The sequence below is a fragment of the Candidatus Tiamatella incendiivivens genome (assembly GCA_015522635.1).
Lineage (GTDB): Archaea > Thermoproteota > Thermoprotei_A > Sulfolobales > Acidilobaceae > Tiamatella > Tiamatella incendiivivens.
Window position 1 is genome coordinate 181,048 of record WALW01000007.1, and the last position, 18,629, is coordinate 199,676.

Sequence of the window (18,629 nt, forward strand, 5' to 3'; positions counted from 1 at the left end):
CACTGCTACCAATTCCAGGATTAGCGTTACCCATCTAGTTCAATAAGCATTTTACCTATGAAATTCTTGGTATACACCTAGAGTGGCGGTGTGTACTCTATTGGAGGCAACCATACGGTATCCCGCACTGAACCTCATAGTGACAAACTCTGCATTACCCAGTTTATTAGTCGAAAATAACATGGTGAAGATATCATATAATCTATTAAAAGCTGATGCATTATACGGTACACTAGGAGAGACAATAGCTTCACTACTCGCATATCCCCCTCTGGATTCAAGGGGAGTTTGGAGTGATCTCAGGAAACTAGCGAGTTATTATAAGATGAGAACAGTCCAATTCTCTCTAAATGACTTATCAAAAGCTTTTGATATTCTAGCTCTTAAAGTTAGAATAACTCCCCTCTACCCCCTGGCTAGGAAAGCTGAAATAGTAGATGGATTACTTTCAAAGCTATATTTAAGCATGGAGTCTAACTTAGACGAAAAGGCCAGAGTTACTAGAGAATATAAAACTATTCTAGATGAAGTAGGAGGAGTTTCATACAATAATGGATTCTACGCTATAGAAGAACCTGAGAAATTAATCAATAAATCCATAGGCAACCCCCCTATTCCCCCATCGGATATTACGCGTGCAATGGCTGCTAGATTACTGAAAAAAGTGAGATCGGAGGTGGAAGGACCAGAATTAAGGATTACAGGTTACCATGCCTTATTAAATTCGACTAGAATAAACCTCAAATGTGGGAAGCCTGAGGAAATAGTTAAGGAATACCTTAATTGCGAAGGTAAAGTAAAGTGTTCTCAAGGTCATGCAATCTCAAGCAGCATCCTGTGTAAATGCCAGGATCTCAAACTAGTAGTAAAGGACTATGCTAGGATGGGTGGTAAATGGATTATCCTCAAAATAATGGCCAAGCCTATGATTGAATACCGTGTAAGCCCTAGGGCTAGAATGATATCGGAGTATAATGCAATGCAAAGACTGAGTCAAGTAGAAGGCGTGGAAATACCTTTTTTCCACGAGCTGTGCAGTACACAGATCCAGAAGGCATTGTCAGTGCGAGAGTATTTGGAAGGAAAGATATTGCGGGAAACTAATCATCCGGATTATTGGGTTAAGGCTGGTAAGGCTCTCGGAGCTATCCATCATTTTGGAATAACCCTGGGAGACGCTAATTCTGGGAACTTCGTTCTCACAAAGGGCAATAATGTTGGAGTTCTCGATGCGGAACAATCTTATGATTATACGTTGAAGACTGGCGTGTGGGATATAGTTACATTCATCTCGACAAGCGTATTCTGGAAAATAGAGCAAAGTCTTATTATACGTTTTCTGGAAGCTTATATGGAGAAAGCGCCAGAGCCGTTGAACGTGCTTAAAGAGGCGTCCAAAGCATCTACATGGATAGGTATATTGCCAACTGTGCCTTACGTCTATATTCAATCGAAAAGGATACTGGATCAACTAGTGAGGACGGTGAATTAGAGGGCATATTATAGATTTTAAGTATAAGTTTGAACAGGAAGCTGTCGAAATATTCAAATTCAATTTGCATAGAAAAGGTTTAACCTTTACTGATGAAGGCGATGGCTACAATAAAAAGTAATACAGATTAACTTTTATCCTATGATGGAAAATCACTTGAGGGATTATTAGCTAGTATTGTCGGAGTAGAATACTGGAATGGTCTGCCCCTATCAAAGAGGAAAAGAGAATTGAGGTTATTTACCGTAAGATTAGAGTGGTGTAATCTAGGGAAAAACAAAGCATAAACTTTCATGCAATATTTAATGGCCTCCTGATCTTGAACTCTTCTTTAAATAATCAATATCCCTTGAAAAATGTAATACAAGGTAGTTTAGGGTGTAAGTGACTTTAATGCAGTTCTATAAGCGATAATGTAAAGTGTAAATGTTATTATCAGTGTTATTATCAATGATGTATAGGGATCAACTGTTTCCCAGCTATTGTACATTCCATATCTAATCGAATCCGTTATGTATAGTGAGGGGAAAGCAAGGGTAAGCTCTTGCATCCAGTGAGGAAGAAGTGCTTGTGGTATAATCATTCCGCCGAAGAATATCATTGAGAACCTTGCTATGTTTAGGGTTGCCACAGTCTTCAAAGGATCCAGTGTTAAAGCGATTAGGACACTCATGAGAGAGTAGAGCAGTGATCCAAGTATTATTGAGGCAATAAAATATAAGATGTGAATAACTATGAGGTGCCCGGTAAATAGATAGACTGAGAGTGTAGCTATGAAAACTCCTATGAGGCCGTAAAACAACCCTCCTAGAGTTTTAGAGGCCACAAGATCAAAACCGGTTAGGGGAGCATATACCAACCTATATATCGATCCATTCATTTTCTCAAAACTCACGGCCACTTGGGCCATGCTTGTTGAGGCAAATAAAAGGCTAACGCTGAACATGGCAGGTACCATAATGCTTTCCCCATATGATTTCACAGTCATCGTTAACAGAACGATTATTGCTATAGGGAAGAGGAATCCCCAGCTAAGCACTGGAGCCTTGAGATAGTATTGCTTTAAATCCTTGAGGAAGATTGCAATGCTCTTACTCAAATTATTCCGCCCCACATGAACAGGGTTTTCTCTCGGAATCCACTGTAAAAGGAACAGGTTGCTTTGCTTCAGTCATATACCTCTTAAACACATCCTCCCAGGAAGGAGGCAGGATATCAATGTCAACAATACTGTAGCCTCTAGTGGCTAGGTATCCTTTCAAGGTATCAAGTAGGAGTAGAGGATCCTTGGTATAGACTTCAAGAAAATCGCCTGTAAACAAGGGTTCTCCTTCGATTGATTTAGCTATCTTATTTTTCAAAGCCTCCCATAGAGAGTAGTCAAGACTTTGATCGAAAGTTATTTTCACTCTTTTACCGAGTTCAAGTATTTCCCTAAGCCTCCTAGGAGCTCCTTCATAGATTTTTGCTCCTTTATAGAGAATTACAACCCTTTGCGATAACTCCATGACTTCATCAATATAGTGAGACGAAATAATGAGTGTTTTACCTGTCGATCTCAACTCCCTTATTATGTTTCTAAGGTGGCTCGAGGAGAAGACGTCTAAACCAGCTGTAGGCTCGTCTAAAACAACTATCCTAGGATCATGGATTAGGGCCCCAGACATATCTGCCCTTCTCTTAAGGCCTTTGCTAAGATGACCATATCTGACTTCGAGATACTCAGTTAACTCCATGAGCTCTGCTGTACGCCTGGCAGCTTCCTCTGTTTCACTTCTAGCTAGTCCATATATTTTCCCCAGGAACTCTAGGTTCTCTTTAACCGTAAGCTCTGGAAATAGACTGGGCACCTCCGGCATTACGCCAATAATCTTCTTAACCTTAGGTGCCTCTCTATACGAGTTTAATCCATAAACAAGTACTTTACCCATGGTAGGCTTTAATGCGCCAGCTATTGCTCTGAGTGTTGTCGTTTTACCAGCTCCGTTGGGTCCTAGGATACCTAGAATCTCACCTTCACCAGCCTTAAATGTTAGTTGTTTAACAGCTATTACTCGTCCATACCTCTTAAACAAGTGATCAACGAAAATAGGGGGCTCCGCCAAATACATCACGCCAATATTGAGAGAAGAGATAATGAGATGTATATTAAGTATCCTCATCTATACCGCTCTACATGGTGTAATGCTTTGAAGACAACTAGCACATTGCTGATCATTCTTGTGTTGATAGGAGCTGTCTCGGGATCATCGATGATTCATGCACAAACCACTAATGTGAAAGGTAGTGTTTTATGGCCTACCTATAAGTATACTGACGCTAGATCGGGATTTGTTCCTACACAATGGAGAATGGCTAAAGCTCTTGACTTCAATGTGGTATGGAATTTTACCGCCAATCTCTGCGTTACATCTGAACCAGCTATTGCTGATGTGAATGGTGATGGTGTGCCTGAAGCTATCTTCGATTCATGCGATGGTTACTTATATGTTGTTTCCACACTGGACGGGAAGATGCTTTGGAAGTTTAAAACAGGGGGAGGCTTCGTTGACCCAGTCGTAGCTGACTTGAACGGTGACGGTAAACTAGAGATACTCAGCGCAGGTGATAGGGGGATTCTGTATTGTCTGTCCGGTGATGGTAAGCTCCTCTGGAGCATAGATGGAGGATTCTATAGGGGTGCACCCGTCGTAGCTGACGTCGACGGTGACGGTAGGCTTGATGTGGCTATGGGTTCAGTAGACGGCTATGTTTATATAAGGCTTGGGAATTCTAGCATAGTGAAAGTCAAGATGGGCGACTTTAACCCTGGGACACTGGATGCAGCAGACGTCGACGGTGACGGCCTACCGGAGATAGTTGGCGTTGAAGGATCATATATACATGTAATAGATTATAATAAAGGTAAATTTATAGTGTATACCGGGAACATAGGTCATCCATTGATCAGTCCTCCCGCACTATACGATTTTGATGGTGATGGTGTGCCTGAAGCTGTTTTCACAACTCGAGACAACTACCTTGGAATCTATAGTCTCAAGGATGGCCGTGTTATCAATATTGTAAAGCTCGACACATATGAGACTACATCACCCCCTTCGCTAGGTCGATTATGGAGGAATGGCCCTCCGTTCATTGTCGTTGGTACAATGAGCGGGTTATTCATATATTACCCTAACTTGACTCTTTACAAGAGTTTCAAGCTAATCAAAGTCTATACTTCAAGCCCTATAATAGCTGATGTCGACGGTGACGGTCATTATGAGATTCTTATTGGAGAGGAAAATGGTCAGTTTGACATAATAGACCCGCTTCTAGGTAATGAGAGTCTTGACGTGTTGGAGTGGGTATTTGTCACTGGAGGGCCTATCATGGGGTCCGCATCTGTTGCAGACGTCAACGGCGACGGAGTTCCTGAAATCTTTATAGGAAGCAGAGATTACAGACTATATATGATAGAGCCTATTGGCCAGCAAGCTACTAGCAGCCAAGCTAGTTCTACTGTAACATATACAACTTCTAAAACACCAGTAAATCAAACAGTCGGTTCTACGAGCGGTGAAAAAACAAGTATGTCTACTGCTAGTGTAAGTATAGGGTTAACTCAAGGCATTGGAAGATATAAACCTGTTATTAATTGGCAATTAGTTGTAGGTGTTCTTATCGTCTCGTTGGCTATTGTTTTTACCGCTTATCTCTATACGAGAGATTAGCTGTGATCTCACTCTTCTTCCTGGCATTCGCATTCGCTTATTTCTTCTATTTCTTCGCATCCTAATTGTGCTTCTTCCTCAGCGTTTTCCATTGCTTCCTCCGGGTCTTCTGCTTCTACGTGTATTATGCATTTTATAATGCAGCTGCACTTGTATTCTTTGGGCATTGCCTCATCTCCTCATGCTGTGCTTTTCTAGTATGGCTATGGGTTTTTATTGTTATTATTATAGTAGCATGACTTCTTCTATTTTTTGTTTTTATATAAAATATTGTAATTAATATTTTTTAACTTATATTATTATATTAATAGGTAATGGTGCATCAAAAATTGGCTTCCCTCGCAACACAGGAGAAAGTTAGACTAGGTATTCTAAACGGAGAAGTAATGGGCAAAAGCCTTAGAGACTATAATCGAATAGCTGTCCTCTCACAGCTAGGAACTCAATGCCTTGCTACTTCCTCATCTCTTATATCCACTTTCGAGAGCTTGACAGGAGGAATAGCCAAGTTTTTCCCGTTATCAAGGGAAGAGTTGAAAAAGACTGTCGATGGAGTCCTGGCCTTCGAGCCGCAGGCTACTATAGTAATTGTAGGTGGTATGGAGAGGATGGAGGAATGCGAAAAATTCCTAAAGATAGTACTTGAAGAATTTGCTAAAAGAACCTTCAAGTCAGACATAGTGATATGCTTGAGAGGTTATCTATCAGGTTGTCTATCAGACATAACAGTCGCTGATGTTAGTGTATTAAGCTATATCGAACTATTGAAATACCTCCGATTATGGAGTGTTATGGGCTACGATGTAAATTTAAGCGAAATGACATTCCTATTCGGAAAACTCTCAGTTTCTAATGGAAATGTATCTTTGGAACGTGTAGCTGAGTTCCCATTGACTGCAGAACATTTTCTATTGTTGAGAAAGCTCTTGGGATAATAAAGTATTATTCTCTCGTACAAGTCATAAATAAACTTATCTTCTATTTTTATAAAAATAGCACACAAAAGTTAAAATATAATTAGATGAATAATAACATAACTGGTGAAAACCTTGCCCGATAAAATATGCCTCACTATAATGTCCGGTAGCATAGACCGTCTCACAGGAGCGGCAATCCTAGCTAGCGGGGCAGTATCAATGGATATGGAAGTAGAAATATTCCTGCAACTCTGGGGAGTATACGCCTTCAAAAAGGATGTAATGCATCAAAATATGAATTTAAGCGAATTCGGAGAACTGGGAGAGAAAGTAGCTCAGCGAATTCAAGAACTCAAACTACCAATGTGGTTTGAACTATTGAAGCAGGCGAAGGAACTAGGTAAAGTAAAGATCTACGCGTGCAGCCTAGCATCAAACATCTGGGATGTCAAGAAGGAAGACCTAGAGATGGTTGACGATATCATTGGCGCTGGCGAATGGATAGAGAAGATGAGGGAGGCAAAGATCAACCTCTTCATCTAAATAAGCAGCTTATAGAGGTGGATAAACCATGAGTATGAGTCCAGATGAACTCAAGAATCTGAAAGCTGATAAAGTTGTAGATGCCCGAGGAACATCGTGTCCAGGCCCACTGTTAGCGGCTAAGAGAGCTATTTCAAGCGTACCTGTAGGAGGTATGCTTGAAATATTATCATCTGATCCAGGGACCAAACGGGATCTACCTCTCTGGGCCAAAAAGATGGGACATGAATTCCTAGGTGTCATAGAGGAGCCGGGGTACTCGCGAATATTCATCAGGAGGAAGAAGTAGCCCCCACCTATCGAGTTTAAGGGGGAATTGTTTTGGCAGAAAATGAGAAAGGGGGAGAGTTCCGCCCCCACATACTGGTTTTTTCCACTAACCTAATATCTGATGTTGGCATCGACTATGCAGGGCTACTGCACATGCATTATCCTGTGACCACGTCTATTGTTAGGCTTCCATGTTCATCTATGATAAGGCCGGAATGGGTTGTTCTAGCACTTGAACAGGGTTTCGATGGAGTATTTATCGCTGCAGACGGAACAGATTGTCCTTATCTTTCAGACTGTACGGATAGGACAGCGAGAAGAGTAGATGAAGCCCTAGGAAAAGCGAAGGAAGCTGGTTTTAATCCTGAGAGAATTAAAATGGCTGCTATATGCTCGGTCTGTGCTGAGCCGTTTGTAAAGCTCATGGACGGTTTCTATGAAACCCTAGTTAAGCTAGGTCCCGTCAAGAGAGGTGAGATAAGTGGGGATTCTTAGTCAAATGCTGGAGCATCCTATTGAACAGGAGGGTATAGAGGAATTCGACGTTCTAGTCATCGGCGGTGGAATAGCTGGAATGGAGGCTTCCCTCGACCTGGCGGAGATGGGTTTCAAAGTTTTGCTAGTCGAGAGAGATCCTTCTATTGGCGGTAAAATGTTTCTCTTAAGCAAGGTATTCCCTACACTAGATTGTGCTAGCTGTATCTCGACGCCTAAAATGGCAGCAGTAGCGCATCACCCTAACATCAAGGCCATGACGTATAGTGAGGTGAAGAGTGTAGAAAAGAAAGGTGAAGGAGAGTTCCTAGTAGAGGTCTTGAAGAAGCCTAGATTCGTCATGGAAGACCTATGCACGGGATGTGCATTATGCGAGAACGCGTGCCCTGTTATAGTTCCTAAAGAATACGATTTCAGTCTCAGAGGCCGGAAAGCTGCTTATATACCCTTCGATACAGCCGTTCCAAAAGTAGCTATGATAGACATAGATCACTGTATATTTTGCGGACAATGCGAGTTAGCCTGTCCAGTGGGGGCAATCAACTTCCTCCAGAAATCAATACTCCAGAAATTCAAAGTTGGAGCCGTAATCATAGCAACTGGCTACCAGTTGTTCCCAATAACGAAGAAGAAGGAATACATGTATGGGAAACTGGCCAATGTAATAACAGCTATGCAAATGGACAGGCTACTATCACCTACAAGGCCATATAATGCCGTTCTAAGACCGAGTGACGGAAGAGAACCGATGAATATAGCTTTCGTTTTATGTAGTGGCAGCAGAGACAGAACTGTAGGTAACCCCCTCTGCTCACAGATATGCTGTATGTACTCCATAAAGCAAGCCCAGCTCCTAATGGGAGCACTCCCCTTAGCTGATATAACCATTTACTATATGGATATTAGAGCCTTCGGCAAGGGTTTCGAGGAGTTTTACCAGCAAGCGAAGGATATGGGTGTTATGTTCATCAAAGGGAGAGTAGCTAAGATAGAACCAGGAGAGGATGGTAACATAGTTGTATATTATGAAGATATAGAAAACGGGGGTAGATTAAGTAGAGCAGAGCATGATCTTGTCGTTTTATCAGTAGGAATACTACCAAACCCAGGCGTAGCCAAGGTCTTCAAGAATACCAGGCTAGAGATAGACGAGTATGGCTACATCAAGCTTCCCGGGAACTATACTAGTACAGCTGAAACAAGCATACCAGGAGTATTCGCAGCTGGCTGCGCAATCGGACCCAAAGATATTCCTGACACAGTTGTTGAAGCCGCTGCAGCAGCATCACAGGCTGCTGCTTATCTTTCGGAGGTGAGGAAGAAGTGAGCGGCAATGAGAAAGATATCCGTATAGGAGTTTATGTTTGCTGGTGTGGTGGAAACATATCAGACGTAGTCGATGTAGAGAAGGTCGTTAGTGTCATAAAGAACGAGGAAGGGGTCGTTGTAGCTAGGCATTTCATGTTCATGTGCTCTGAAGCAGGTCAGAAAATGATTGAGAATGATATCAAGATGCGTAATCTGAATGCAGTGGTAGTAGCTTCCTGCTCTCCGAAACTACATGAATTAACATTCAGAAACACGGTTCTGAGAGCCGGGATAAACCCTTACATGTACTACCATGCTAATATTAGAGAACAGGTAAGCTGGGCACACAGTGATAGCAAAGAGGAAGCGACTAAGAAAGCTATAAGACACATACGTATGGCAACAGCATATGTACGCCATGCAGAGCCTCTCGAAAAAATCAAAGTAGAAGCTACACCTGCCGTACTCGTTATAGGAGGAGGAGTTACAGGTCTTCGTGCAGCAATTGATTTAGCCAGGTCCGGAGTAAATGTCTACCTTGTAGAGAAAGAACCATTCCTAGGAGGTCACGTTGCAAGGCTAGGAGAAACATATCCTTCAGGCCGTCCTGGCTGGGAACTCGTATCGCGTTTAATAGATGAATTATTGAAACACGATAATGTAGCCATATACACACAGGCAACTGTAGAAAAGGTTGAGGGCTATATTGGGAATTTCGATGTAACAATAAAAGTTTCACCTAGATATTTCGTCAAGAACTGTGAAAGAATAGAAGAAGCAATAAGCAGGTGCGAAAAAAGAGTCCCAGATGAATGGAGTTATGGTATCAAAACAAGAATACCAATACTGCTACCTCCCTATCCAAGGGCATATCCAAGGATACCAGCTCTTGATATGAAGGCATGTGGCGAGGATAAGTGTATGGGATGCTTGGAGCCTTGTAAAGATGCAGTCGACCTAACTATGCAGGAACAGGTTATCAAGCTTAAAGTTGGTGCAGTGATAACTGCTACAGGATTCAACCCGTACGAGCCCAGTGAAGGGGAGTTCGGTTATGCGCAGTATCCTTATGTCATAACCCTTCCACAGTTTAATAGTATCCTGAAAGAATCGGGTAACGGGAAACTTGTAGTAAATGGTAGGGAAGTAAAGAGCCTAGCATTTATCTATTGTGTAGGTAGTCGGCAGAGGGAAGGTAGAACTTACTGTTCTAGATATTGTTGTAATGCTACAGTATATGCTGCGTTGCTCGTGGCTAAGAAGTTCCCTAGAGTGAAGCAATACCATTTCTACAGGGACATAAGGACGTATGGAAAGAACGAGGTGATGTACGAGCAGGCATCAAGGAGTGGGGTCATATTCGTAAAGTACCCGGAGGAAGAGCCGCCTAAAGTAACAGCTGAAAATGGGGGTCTTCTAGTTAGATCGAAAGATCTCCTCACCGAAGCCCTAACGATTGATGTACCCGTAGATCTAGTAGTCCTAGTCACAGGCATGGTTCCGAGGAACAATAAGGATCTAAACGAGATATTGAAACTCCCTATAGGAAACGATGGATTCTACCAAGAAGTACACCCCAAGCTAAGACCCGTAGAGACCACACTATCAGGCTTCCTAATAGCTGGTACAGCCCAAGGACCTAAGGACACGTTGGAATCCCTCTCCTCCGGATCAGCAGCAGCCGCTAAAGCAGGAGGCATAGTGTTGAAGAGGATAATAGAACTAGAGCCTTTCAGGGCGTTTGTAGACCCAGGCAGATGTGAACTTAGCAAGCAGTGTATAGCAGAGTGCCCCTACATGGCCATCAGTGTGAAGAACTATGAGGGTAAAGGTGAGAAGGCATGGGTAAATCCTGCGATCTGTAAAGGCTGTGGAGCATGCGTGGCAGTATGTCCGAATAATGCGATTCAAATCAAGGGCTTGACGAATGAACAGGTGGTTGATATGATAAAGTCAGCTGCAAGGGAGGTGTAATTTTATGTCCAAGAGGAAGAAACTCACAGTTCATATACTTAGGGATAAACTCGGCCTCAAGCCATCACAGGAGCTATTGGATCACCTGAAAGAGCAGAAGAGAGTTGAAGGATTGATAAGGAAGGCGATATCAAAGAATCCTAAGACTGTTCCGGGAATCTCTAAGGAAACAGGGTTAGATAAAACACTAGTCTTCTGGTACCTCATGACCTTCTTCCGCCATGGACTGGTGGAGGAGACCGGGAAGACTGATGAAGGATACTTCAAATATGTTTGGAAGAAGAGGAGGTGAATTAAGATGGCTCGAGCTAACCCTGTTCTCTTGAATGATATACTCAAACTAGGGGCATTCGATGTAACAGCATGCTTTAGCTGTGGAGTATGTACAGCTACCTGTCCATTAGTAGAGGAGGGAGGGGAATTCCCACGTAGGTTAATAAGATATGTGATGCTGGGCTTGGAAGATAAACTTCTGGGAGCACCTGAACTATGGGCATGTTATTACTGCGGTGAGTGCACGAGGAGCTGTCCAAGGCAAGCTGATCCTGGAGGTTTTATGATGGCGGCACGTCGCTTTGCGGTAACAAAGTACTCGATAGGGAAGATAGGCAAAGTATTCTACGACAAGATCTATGGGAGCATCGCACTAGCCATACTGTCTCTAATAATGGCTCTCGGCATATGGTGGCTCCACAACCCCATTCTAGGAGGTAAAGTTGATCTATTCGAATACCTGAACGAGAACTACATCCACGAGGGGGGCCTAGTTCTAGGAGTCTATGTCGGAGTAGTTGCACTTGCAAATATTGTAATCATGCTCAGATACCTATTCAAGTCTGGTAACATACCTAAGGCGGGTATAGGAGGTTGGGTTAAAGGCTTCATAGATACACTGTTCGCAGAAGTACTGTGGCAGGGAAGATACGATAAATGTGACAGCAAAGGCAGATTTGTAAGCCATATGGGGATATTCTGGGGCTTCGTGTTGCTAATGATAGCGACGACAATAGACTATGTAACAGGAGCTAGACAGTTATCAGCAATGGTGCTTGGTGCTATAGGCGGAGTATTAATAACAGTGGGGGGAGGATACTTCATCTGGATACGGCTAGCAAAGAAGGACGAGTACAGTACATACAGCGATTTCGTCGACTGGATGTTCATCTGGCTGGTATTCCTAGCAGGTATAACAGGGTTCCTAATTGACTTATTCGCCTATTATAATCTGCAATTGACTACATACACAACATTCGCAATACACCTAATAGTAGTGTTCGACCTCATAGTTACAGCACCCTTCACAAAGTTCGCACACGCTGGCTACAGACCCCTAGCAGTATGGATCTATAAGGTTGCCAGGAAACCCCAAGGAGAGACCGCTGGGGCAGCCTAGTCTCAGACCTCTGTTTTTTACATTATTTTCAACCAATTTCCTCCTACCAAGAGAGACTGATAATAGAAATGAATGAAGAAAGAAATGAACTCTACTCCCTATCTCCAATCTTTGGGCAATAAGGAGAAAGAGCTTAAGGCTCTTAATACACTACTTGAAACAAGGAGATAGAATTGCTTGAAACATTTACCTACTCTACAATAGGAAAGACCATAAGATTATCAAGAATCCTAAATCCTAAAGGGACACTGGTTTTCGCTTTCGACCACTGGCTTGAACATGGACCGGTCGACTTCCCTGATGATAGAATTAATCCCAGGAAAATACTGGAAGACGTTGTAGAAGCTGGTGTTGATGCTGTTATGTTAACTCCAGGTGATGCCCAGTTGTTTTATGATATTTGGAGCGGTAGAACTTCCTTGATAGTGAAAATTACAGGGAAAACTAACATGAGGCCTTCAGATCAACGCCTCCTCCAAAGTATTATTGGAACAGTAGAGGATGCAGTTAGACTAGCTGCTGACGCTGTTGCAGCCACAGTATACTGGGGCAGCCCTTATGAAGACGTTATGCTTAAACAGTGGACAGCTATAAGGGAAGGAGCTGAGCTTTACGGACTTCCAGCTTTACAGCTATCATATCCACGCGGACCCGGAATAAAGGATAGATATGCACTGAATACTGTTCTCTATGGTGTCCGATCAGCAGTAATGATGGGAGCTGATCTCATAAAGACTTATTATACAGGTGCGAAGGATTCGTTTGCAAAGGTCGTAGAGGCAGCCTCTGGTATACCCGTTATGATGAGCGGAGGCCCGCATAGAGATAGCCCCTTAGAATTTTTAATGGATCTTAAGGCGGTTAGAGATGCGGGTGCAGCAGGAGCTGTCGTTGGTAGAAACATATTTCAAGCAACAAACATTAAAGCGATAACTAAAGCCTGCAGGGCAGTAATAAGAGGAGAAATGAAGCCAAATGAGGCGGCTTCCATGGAGGGCCTATTATGACTAAAGGAATCGACGTTGTTACTGTTGGCCACGCATTGGTTGATATTAGAATAGTAGTTGATAGACTACCAGGCCCCGACGAAGAAGCCGAGATAAGGGAAGAAGTGCGAGGGGCAGGCGGTTCAGCAGTTAATGTATCAATCGACACATCCAAGCTAGGAGGGAAAAGTGGCATTATAGCAAAAATTGTTTTTGACTCATTCGGTAGGATAGTTTTCGAGGAACTATGGAAATCCCAGGTAGACTTAAGGGGCCTGAGAATAAGCCCAATAGGATCCACGGGATTTAGCATTGTCGCTATAAGCAAGATGGGCGACATTACGATCTATGGAAGCAAAGGAGTAGCCGAAAACTTCGAACCATGGGAATTAGATAGGGAATTAATAAGCGATGCAAAAGCAGTCCACATAGCCAGCCTCAGACTAGACACCAGCCTTGAAGCAGCGAAAATAGCTAAATCGACTGGAGCAATAGTCTCATGGGACCCCGGTCGAAGGCAGGCCCGTTTGGGAATTAATAGACTCAGAGAGCTTCTACCATACATTGACATAGTATTCCTGAATAAACTAGAAGCCAAGGCAATGACCGGCCATGAACCAGACGTGGCGGCTGAAACGATAAAGTCACAAGGCCCCAGATGGGTAGTTGTAAAACTAGGCAGCCAGGGATCACTACTATACGGGCCTAAAGGATCTAAGAAAATTCCCGCATACAAGCCACCTAAAGTCCTCGATGAAACAGGGGCAGGAGACGCTTTTGCTGCAGCGACGCTTTTCAAACTAGTTGAATCAGAGGACATTGTAGATGCATTAAACTATGCTTCATGTGTAGCCGGACTTAAAGTATCTAGGTTAGGCTCGCACAATATTCCCGACTATAAGGAAATGCGCCAATTATTCAGTGAAATAGATAGTTGCCCGAAACAGTGAAGAACATGCTTGCAATATCCTATCATGTACATATAAGTGGCAGGAATGGATAGTGCATATACTGTAGGGTATAATAACCTGACGTCCAGGATGTTATAATATGTCATAAACATGTATAATGGAAGCATATACCGAGTTATTGGGAAGGGAGATACTATTCTATGGTAAATTATGTAGCAGCGACCGGTAACAGGAATGTCGCTCTATTTCAAATATCTTGCCTACGGAACCCTTTTGCCTCGTCTCGTTTTTTAATACATATACTACGCATTTTGTTATATGGTCACATATAGTTAAATTCTACGAGTTGTAACATAGTTTTTGAGTATATAAGAACTTTATTTAAGATGGTGTAAAAGTTGAACTATATGTTAAATAAATGTAACAAACTTGATTCACATAGTGGTCCATCTTCCCTAGAGTTATCTGAGTGCAGTGGAGGTGGGTTAACTAGCGAGTATGCAAGAATACTTGATGAAGTAATTGGTCTCTTAAACATAGAAATGTATAGTGGTGTAGGTGTGGGATCAGGGGATAGACTAGTACTTATGGGTTTGAGGGAAGGAGCTGTTAACGCCTACTCATTTGATGGTTCTATGCTCTCTAAACTTAACAAGGATCCGATAAGTGGAATTGCACGTGTACCCTACGGCTCTATGCAAGCTGTTTTAACGAGAGACGTCTCTCACGGAAGAGAACAACACTTGATATACACAGTCAATCTGGACGAACCTGGGAACGAGAAAGCGTTAGTGGGCATGGAGCCTGCCCGTGTATTGGGTGTAGTATATGACGATCACAGGATCGTCTATTCGGCTTCAACCGCTGTTGAGAACGCTTTATTCCTAGCGGGGAACGGTATGAAGAAAATATCGACACTACCTGGTTTCGCAATGGTTTCAGATATCCATGATAAATACGCGGTAGGAGTAGGATTACTTGAGCCTGCATCGGGAAGATTCCAAGCATTTGTAGCTGATCTAGATACGGGCAAGATCAATGTATGTAAGCGAATAGATGGAAATGCTCTCACGGCACGTTTCTCTCCCGAGGGTTGGGTTCTAATTGCAATAGAAGGACCGGCTATGGCAGAGCTAGTGAAGCTTGACTCTGAAACCATGAAAGCTGAGAAACTTGAGCTCCCAGGGAAAGACTTGGAGGTATATGAACCTAGGAGCTATAACTACGTAGGATTCCTGCCTGACGGTAGGCTTGTTGTTGTGGGGAGGAAAAATGGCAGAACCAAAGTATTCATAAATGGCAGTGCTATAGACGTTCCTGAAGGAACTCATGGAGGCGTATTCAAGTGGAAAGACAAGCTCGTCCTAACACATACCAGTTTAAGAAACCCGGCTAGAATAATAGACACAGGTGGAGAGGTTGTACTCTCAGGTGAAATCCCTCAATATATATATGAAGCCCTTGGATCATCCGAGTTCCATCTTGTAGAGAGCTTCGATGGATCCCAAGTCGCTACATTCACAGTTGAAAGCAAGAGGGGAGGAAAACCCGGGCCTACCGTAGTATTAGTCCACGGAGGACCATTCTCTGAGGATGCTGATGTATGGGATTTCTTCGCTGCAAGCCTAGCCCTAGCAGGTTACAATGTTGTTAAAGCCAACTATAGGGGTAGCACGGGATACGGAGATCAGTGGAGGATGAAAATAATCGGTGATCCCTGTGGAGGAGAACTCAAAGATATAGTTAGCGCGTCGGAGTGGGCGAGTAAAACAGGTTTAGCAAGTGATCTCTATATAATGGGTTACAGCTACGGTGGATATATGACTATGTGCGCATTAACTAGGAATCCCAGATTATATACAGCGGGAGTAGCTGGAGCTAGCATTGTCGATTGGAAACGGATGTATGAACTGAGTGATGCTGCATTCAAATCATTTATACAAATGATGTTCGGCGGTAAGATGAATCTACTTGAAGAGAGGAGTCCAATAACTTATATTAACGATCTAACCGATCCGCTAATGATAATTCACCCACAGAACGATTCTAGGACACCGCTCAAGCCAGTCCTCCGCTTCATGGAGGAAGGACTTGATAAAGGAAAGATGTTCGAAGCGTATATAGCACCAGATATGGGTCATGCAATAACAAAGGTGGATGATATATTGAAGATACTTTATCCAGCTATGCTATTCCTCATTCGCCGGAAGAAATCCGTCTAATTTTTTTGAGAACCTTAGAATAATTAAGTGGGACTGATTAATCAAGGAGACAGTACGTTCCTCTGATCTTAACAATAGTTGTCGTATTTTTAGGCAGATTCTATAACTCTCTGGTGATTATCCATTCATTGGCAAATTTAGGAGGCGTCATCGCATGTTTTGACTCTAGCTCACATACATAGGGTATATGTTATTGTTCTTCGCTTGTAATTATCTGATAGGCTTTTAGTATGTCTCTCATCGTTATTATGCCTACGAGCTTCATTTCCTTGGGGGAATTAACTACTGGTAAGCGACTCACATTATGTTTCGTCATTATTTCATGTGCACCTCTTACGGTGGCTTCGGGAGTTACAACTAGCAGATCCTTACTTGCAATATCAATGGCTTTAAGATTCATTTTTTCTTCATTGCTGTATTGAGCTTTAGTTCTGTCCAGGTCTGTCCTTGCTATTATACCGACTATTTTCCCCGTCTTTCTATCTACTACTGGGTATCCTCCGTATACGTTTTCCTCGAAGAAAGTTTCTACAACATAGTAAGGAGCATCGGCTGGTATGAAGACTACTTTTCTAGTCATGACGTCTCCTACTCTCACAAGATCCAGTATGTATGATGAGTAAGTCTTGATTCTGAGCCCTCTCTTTAATAGTTTTATAGTATATATGCTTCGTCCTTTGAGGAGTATCCATGATACTACGAAGCTCATTCCAGCTGACGCCATTATAGGAGGTATTAGACTGTAGCTTCCCGACATTTCCGGGATCATCACTATAACTGTTAATGGTGCCTGGGCGGCTCCTGCGAAGAGCGCTGCCATTCCAGCCAGCTCGTAGCCGAGGCTCCCTCCCAAGTATGATGTGGGGAAAATATCGTAGTATACTGTAGCAAGTACCCCTCCTAGCATTGATCCTATGTATAGGCTGGGGGCAAATACTCCTCCACTCCCTCCACTTCCTATAGTGAAAGATGTTGAAAGGAGCTTTGATATTCCGAGGGCAAGCATTAATAATGGGGGGATAACGCCTGCTAGTACCATATCAATTCCTTCGTATCCGACACCTCCGATGCCATAATTAGGCATTGCAGCTATAAGCATTCCAGTCCCTAACCCGCCTACACCTAGTTTTAAGTACCCTCTAATCGGCATCTTCTCGAATAAATCTTCAAAACCATAGAATGATTTAACCCAGAAGTATGCTATCACACCCATTATGACACCATGCAGTAAGTACACTGGAAGTTCTATGGGGGTCCAGACGGCTGCTTTAGGTGCATAAAAAGACGGATGTTGCCCAAGGAAAATGGATGCAGTTGCTGCTCCCATAACAGAGGCGAGAAGTAATGGTATAGCATCGAATAACCCGAACCCTCTTAATAGTACCTCCCCACCGAACAACGCTCCTCCGAGTGGAGCATTAAATGTGCCTGCTATTCCTGCTGCTAGACCGCATGCAACGAGCAAGCGTGAACAGTACGGGTCTAGTTTAATGAACCTTGTTGTTATGGAAGCTATTGAAGCTCCTATTTGGGCTATTGGGCCTTCCCTACCTGCGCTTCCACCGCTTCCAATAGTTATACTGGAGACTAGTATCTTGACTCCAGCAACACGGGTACGAATCTTACCAGCATGGAGTATCAGTGCTTCCAATACCTCAGGTACACCATGCCCCCTTGTCTCCGGCGCATATCCATAGATTAATGGGCCTACAATAAGGCCTCCGAGTGTTGGTAGTAGTATAAGGCCTAGCTTGTAACCATGAAACTCCGGCCCGTCAATATAACTGTATATTGTATTGAAAAATATATAGTGGAAAAATTTTATGAACCACCTGAAAATAACGGCTCCGAGGCCTCCAGCTACACCTATTATAATAGCTAAAATATCCATCCGCATGTGTTTCCTCGCAGTTACTGGTCTCTTGACGTTACGAGGTTGCATACAATGCGCCTCATTACAAGGACAGCATGACAGCTAAATATTCAATTTTGTATTCTAGAGAATTATAATTTTGGCTTCCAATTACCCGGTTTAAAAAGAGTATAAGACTTCTTTCATTATCCCTTAAGCTGTAATAATATAATTAATAACGAGTAATACGTATATAGATCATGCAAGCCATTGGGCTATACAGGGGAATCTTCTATGGAAGAATTGATCCCCCATTCAATATCATGTAATACATAAGAATAGAGCAACAAGATGTAGAGCTAAGAGTAGATACTGTAGAACTAGTACTCCCAGGAGAGGAGAATTGAAGGTGGTTCTATTTGGTATATATTGAAGTAGTGTACTCTATTTTTGGCTTTTCTCAGGTTCAGACTGAGCCGGTGTGTTCTGAGCTTGCTGTAGCATGCCCGATAGGTTAGATTGAAGCCTGTTTCTCTCCGAGACAAGTTCACTA

The 18,629-nt window shown here is 42.8% G+C and carries 17 protein-coding genes; 13 read left to right on the forward strand and 4 right to left on the reverse strand.

From position 1 onward, the window contains the following. Positions 1-100 precede the first annotated feature (100 nt). A complete protein-coding gene (locus F7B60_01610; protein ID MCE4614215.1) occupies positions 101-1,492 on the forward strand; it encodes a hypothetical protein in 1,392 nt (463 codons plus the stop codon). A 373-nt stretch (positions 1,493-1,865) separates the two neighbouring features. Here F7B60_01610 and F7B60_01615 read toward each other — a convergent pair whose 3' ends face one another. Further along, the gene (locus F7B60_01615) at positions 1,866-2,591 is read right to left on the reverse strand and encodes an ABC transporter permease (GenBank protein MCE4614216.1); all 726 of its coding nucleotides are present in this window, start codon (positions 2,589-2,591) and stop codon (positions 1,866-1,868) included. A 1-nt stretch (position 2,592) separates the two neighbouring features. Then, on the reverse strand, positions 2,593-3,597 hold the full coding sequence (locus F7B60_01620) for an ABC transporter ATP-binding protein (protein ID MCE4614217.1): 1,005 nt from the start codon (positions 3,595-3,597) through the stop codon (positions 2,593-2,595). 84 nt (positions 3,598-3,681) lie between these two features. Between F7B60_01620 and F7B60_01625 the strand changes: the two genes are divergently transcribed. After that, on the forward strand, positions 3,682-5,205 hold the full coding sequence (locus F7B60_01625; GenBank protein MCE4614218.1) for a VCBS repeat-containing protein: 1,524 nt from the start codon (positions 3,682-3,684) through the stop codon (positions 5,203-5,205). Positions 5,206-5,213: 8 nt separating this feature from the next. Here F7B60_01625 and F7B60_01630 read toward each other — a convergent pair whose 3' ends face one another. Continuing rightward, positions 5,214-5,372 (reverse strand): hypothetical protein, encoded by a 159-nt coding sequence (locus tag F7B60_01630; GenBank protein MCE4614219.1) that lies wholly within the window; start codon positions 5,370-5,372, stop codon positions 5,214-5,216. A gap of 162 nt (positions 5,373-5,534) precedes the next feature. Between F7B60_01630 and F7B60_01635 the strand changes: the two genes are divergently transcribed. From F7B60_01635 to F7B60_01685, 11 genes are all read left to right on the forward strand, one after another. Next, a complete protein-coding gene (locus F7B60_01635; protein MCE4614220.1) occupies positions 5,535-6,140 on the forward strand; it encodes a hypothetical protein in 606 nt (201 codons plus the stop codon). Between the two features lie 114 nt (positions 6,141-6,254). After that, positions 6,255-6,665 (forward strand): DsrE/DsrF/DrsH-like family protein, encoded by a 411-nt coding sequence (locus F7B60_01640; GenBank protein ID MCE4614221.1) that lies wholly within the window; start codon positions 6,255-6,257, stop codon positions 6,663-6,665. Between the two features lie 28 nt (positions 6,666-6,693). Further along, complete coding sequence (locus F7B60_01645) at positions 6,694-6,954, forward strand: sulfurtransferase TusA family protein (protein MCE4614222.1); 261 nt, start codon at positions 6,694-6,696, stop codon at positions 6,952-6,954. A 32-nt stretch (positions 6,955-6,986) separates the two neighbouring features. Beyond that, positions 6,987-7,430, forward strand: coding sequence for a hydrogenase iron-sulfur subunit (locus tag F7B60_01650; protein ID MCE4614223.1), 444 nt, complete (start codon positions 6,987-6,989; stop codon positions 7,428-7,430). Beyond that, positions 7,417-8,757: a CoB--CoM heterodisulfide reductase iron-sulfur subunit A family protein gene (locus F7B60_01655; GenBank protein MCE4614224.1), complete on the forward strand. Its 1,341-nt coding sequence runs from the start codon at positions 7,417-7,419 to the stop codon at positions 8,755-8,757. The genes F7B60_01650 and F7B60_01655 overlap by 14 nt, the downstream gene beginning before the upstream one ends. Continuing rightward, on the forward strand, positions 8,754-10,712 hold the full coding sequence (locus F7B60_01660; GenBank protein MCE4614225.1) for a CoB--CoM heterodisulfide reductase iron-sulfur subunit A family protein: 1,959 nt from the start codon (positions 8,754-8,756) through the stop codon (positions 10,710-10,712). The genes F7B60_01655 and F7B60_01660 overlap by 4 nt, the downstream gene beginning before the upstream one ends. Before the next feature lie 4 nt (positions 10,713-10,716). Continuing rightward, the gene (locus F7B60_01665) at positions 10,717-11,004 is read left to right on the forward strand and encodes a hypothetical protein (GenBank protein MCE4614226.1); all 288 of its coding nucleotides are present in this window, start codon (positions 10,717-10,719) and stop codon (positions 11,002-11,004) included. 6 nt (positions 11,005-11,010) lie between these two features. Continuing rightward, on the forward strand, positions 11,011-12,105 hold the full coding sequence (locus F7B60_01670; protein MCE4614227.1) for a 4Fe-4S dicluster domain-containing protein: 1,095 nt from the start codon (positions 11,011-11,013) through the stop codon (positions 12,103-12,105). Between the two features lie 173 nt (positions 12,106-12,278). Next, positions 12,279-13,112 carry a 2-amino-3,7-dideoxy-D-threo-hept-6-ulosonate synthase gene (locus F7B60_01675; GenBank protein MCE4614228.1) on the forward strand — a complete coding sequence of 278 codons (834 nt, stop codon included), beginning with the start codon at positions 12,279-12,281 and terminating at the stop codon, positions 13,110-13,112. After that, positions 13,109-14,041, forward strand: coding sequence for a carbohydrate kinase family protein (locus F7B60_01680; GenBank protein ID MCE4614229.1), 933 nt, complete (start codon positions 13,109-13,111; stop codon positions 14,039-14,041). Before F7B60_01675 ends, F7B60_01680 begins: the two co-directional genes overlap by 4 nt. A gap of 368 nt (positions 14,042-14,409) precedes the next feature. Beyond that, on the forward strand, positions 14,410-16,224 hold the full coding sequence (locus F7B60_01685) for a prolyl oligopeptidase family serine peptidase (protein MCE4614230.1): 1,815 nt from the start codon (positions 14,410-14,412) through the stop codon (positions 16,222-16,224). 190 nt (positions 16,225-16,414) lie between these two features. Here F7B60_01685 and F7B60_01690 read toward each other — a convergent pair whose 3' ends face one another. Next, positions 16,415-18,166, reverse strand: a complete 1,752-nt coding sequence (locus F7B60_01690; GenBank protein MCE4614231.1) for a chloride channel protein — start codon at positions 18,164-18,166, stop codon at positions 16,415-16,417. Between the last annotated feature and the right edge of the window lie 463 nt (positions 18,167-18,629).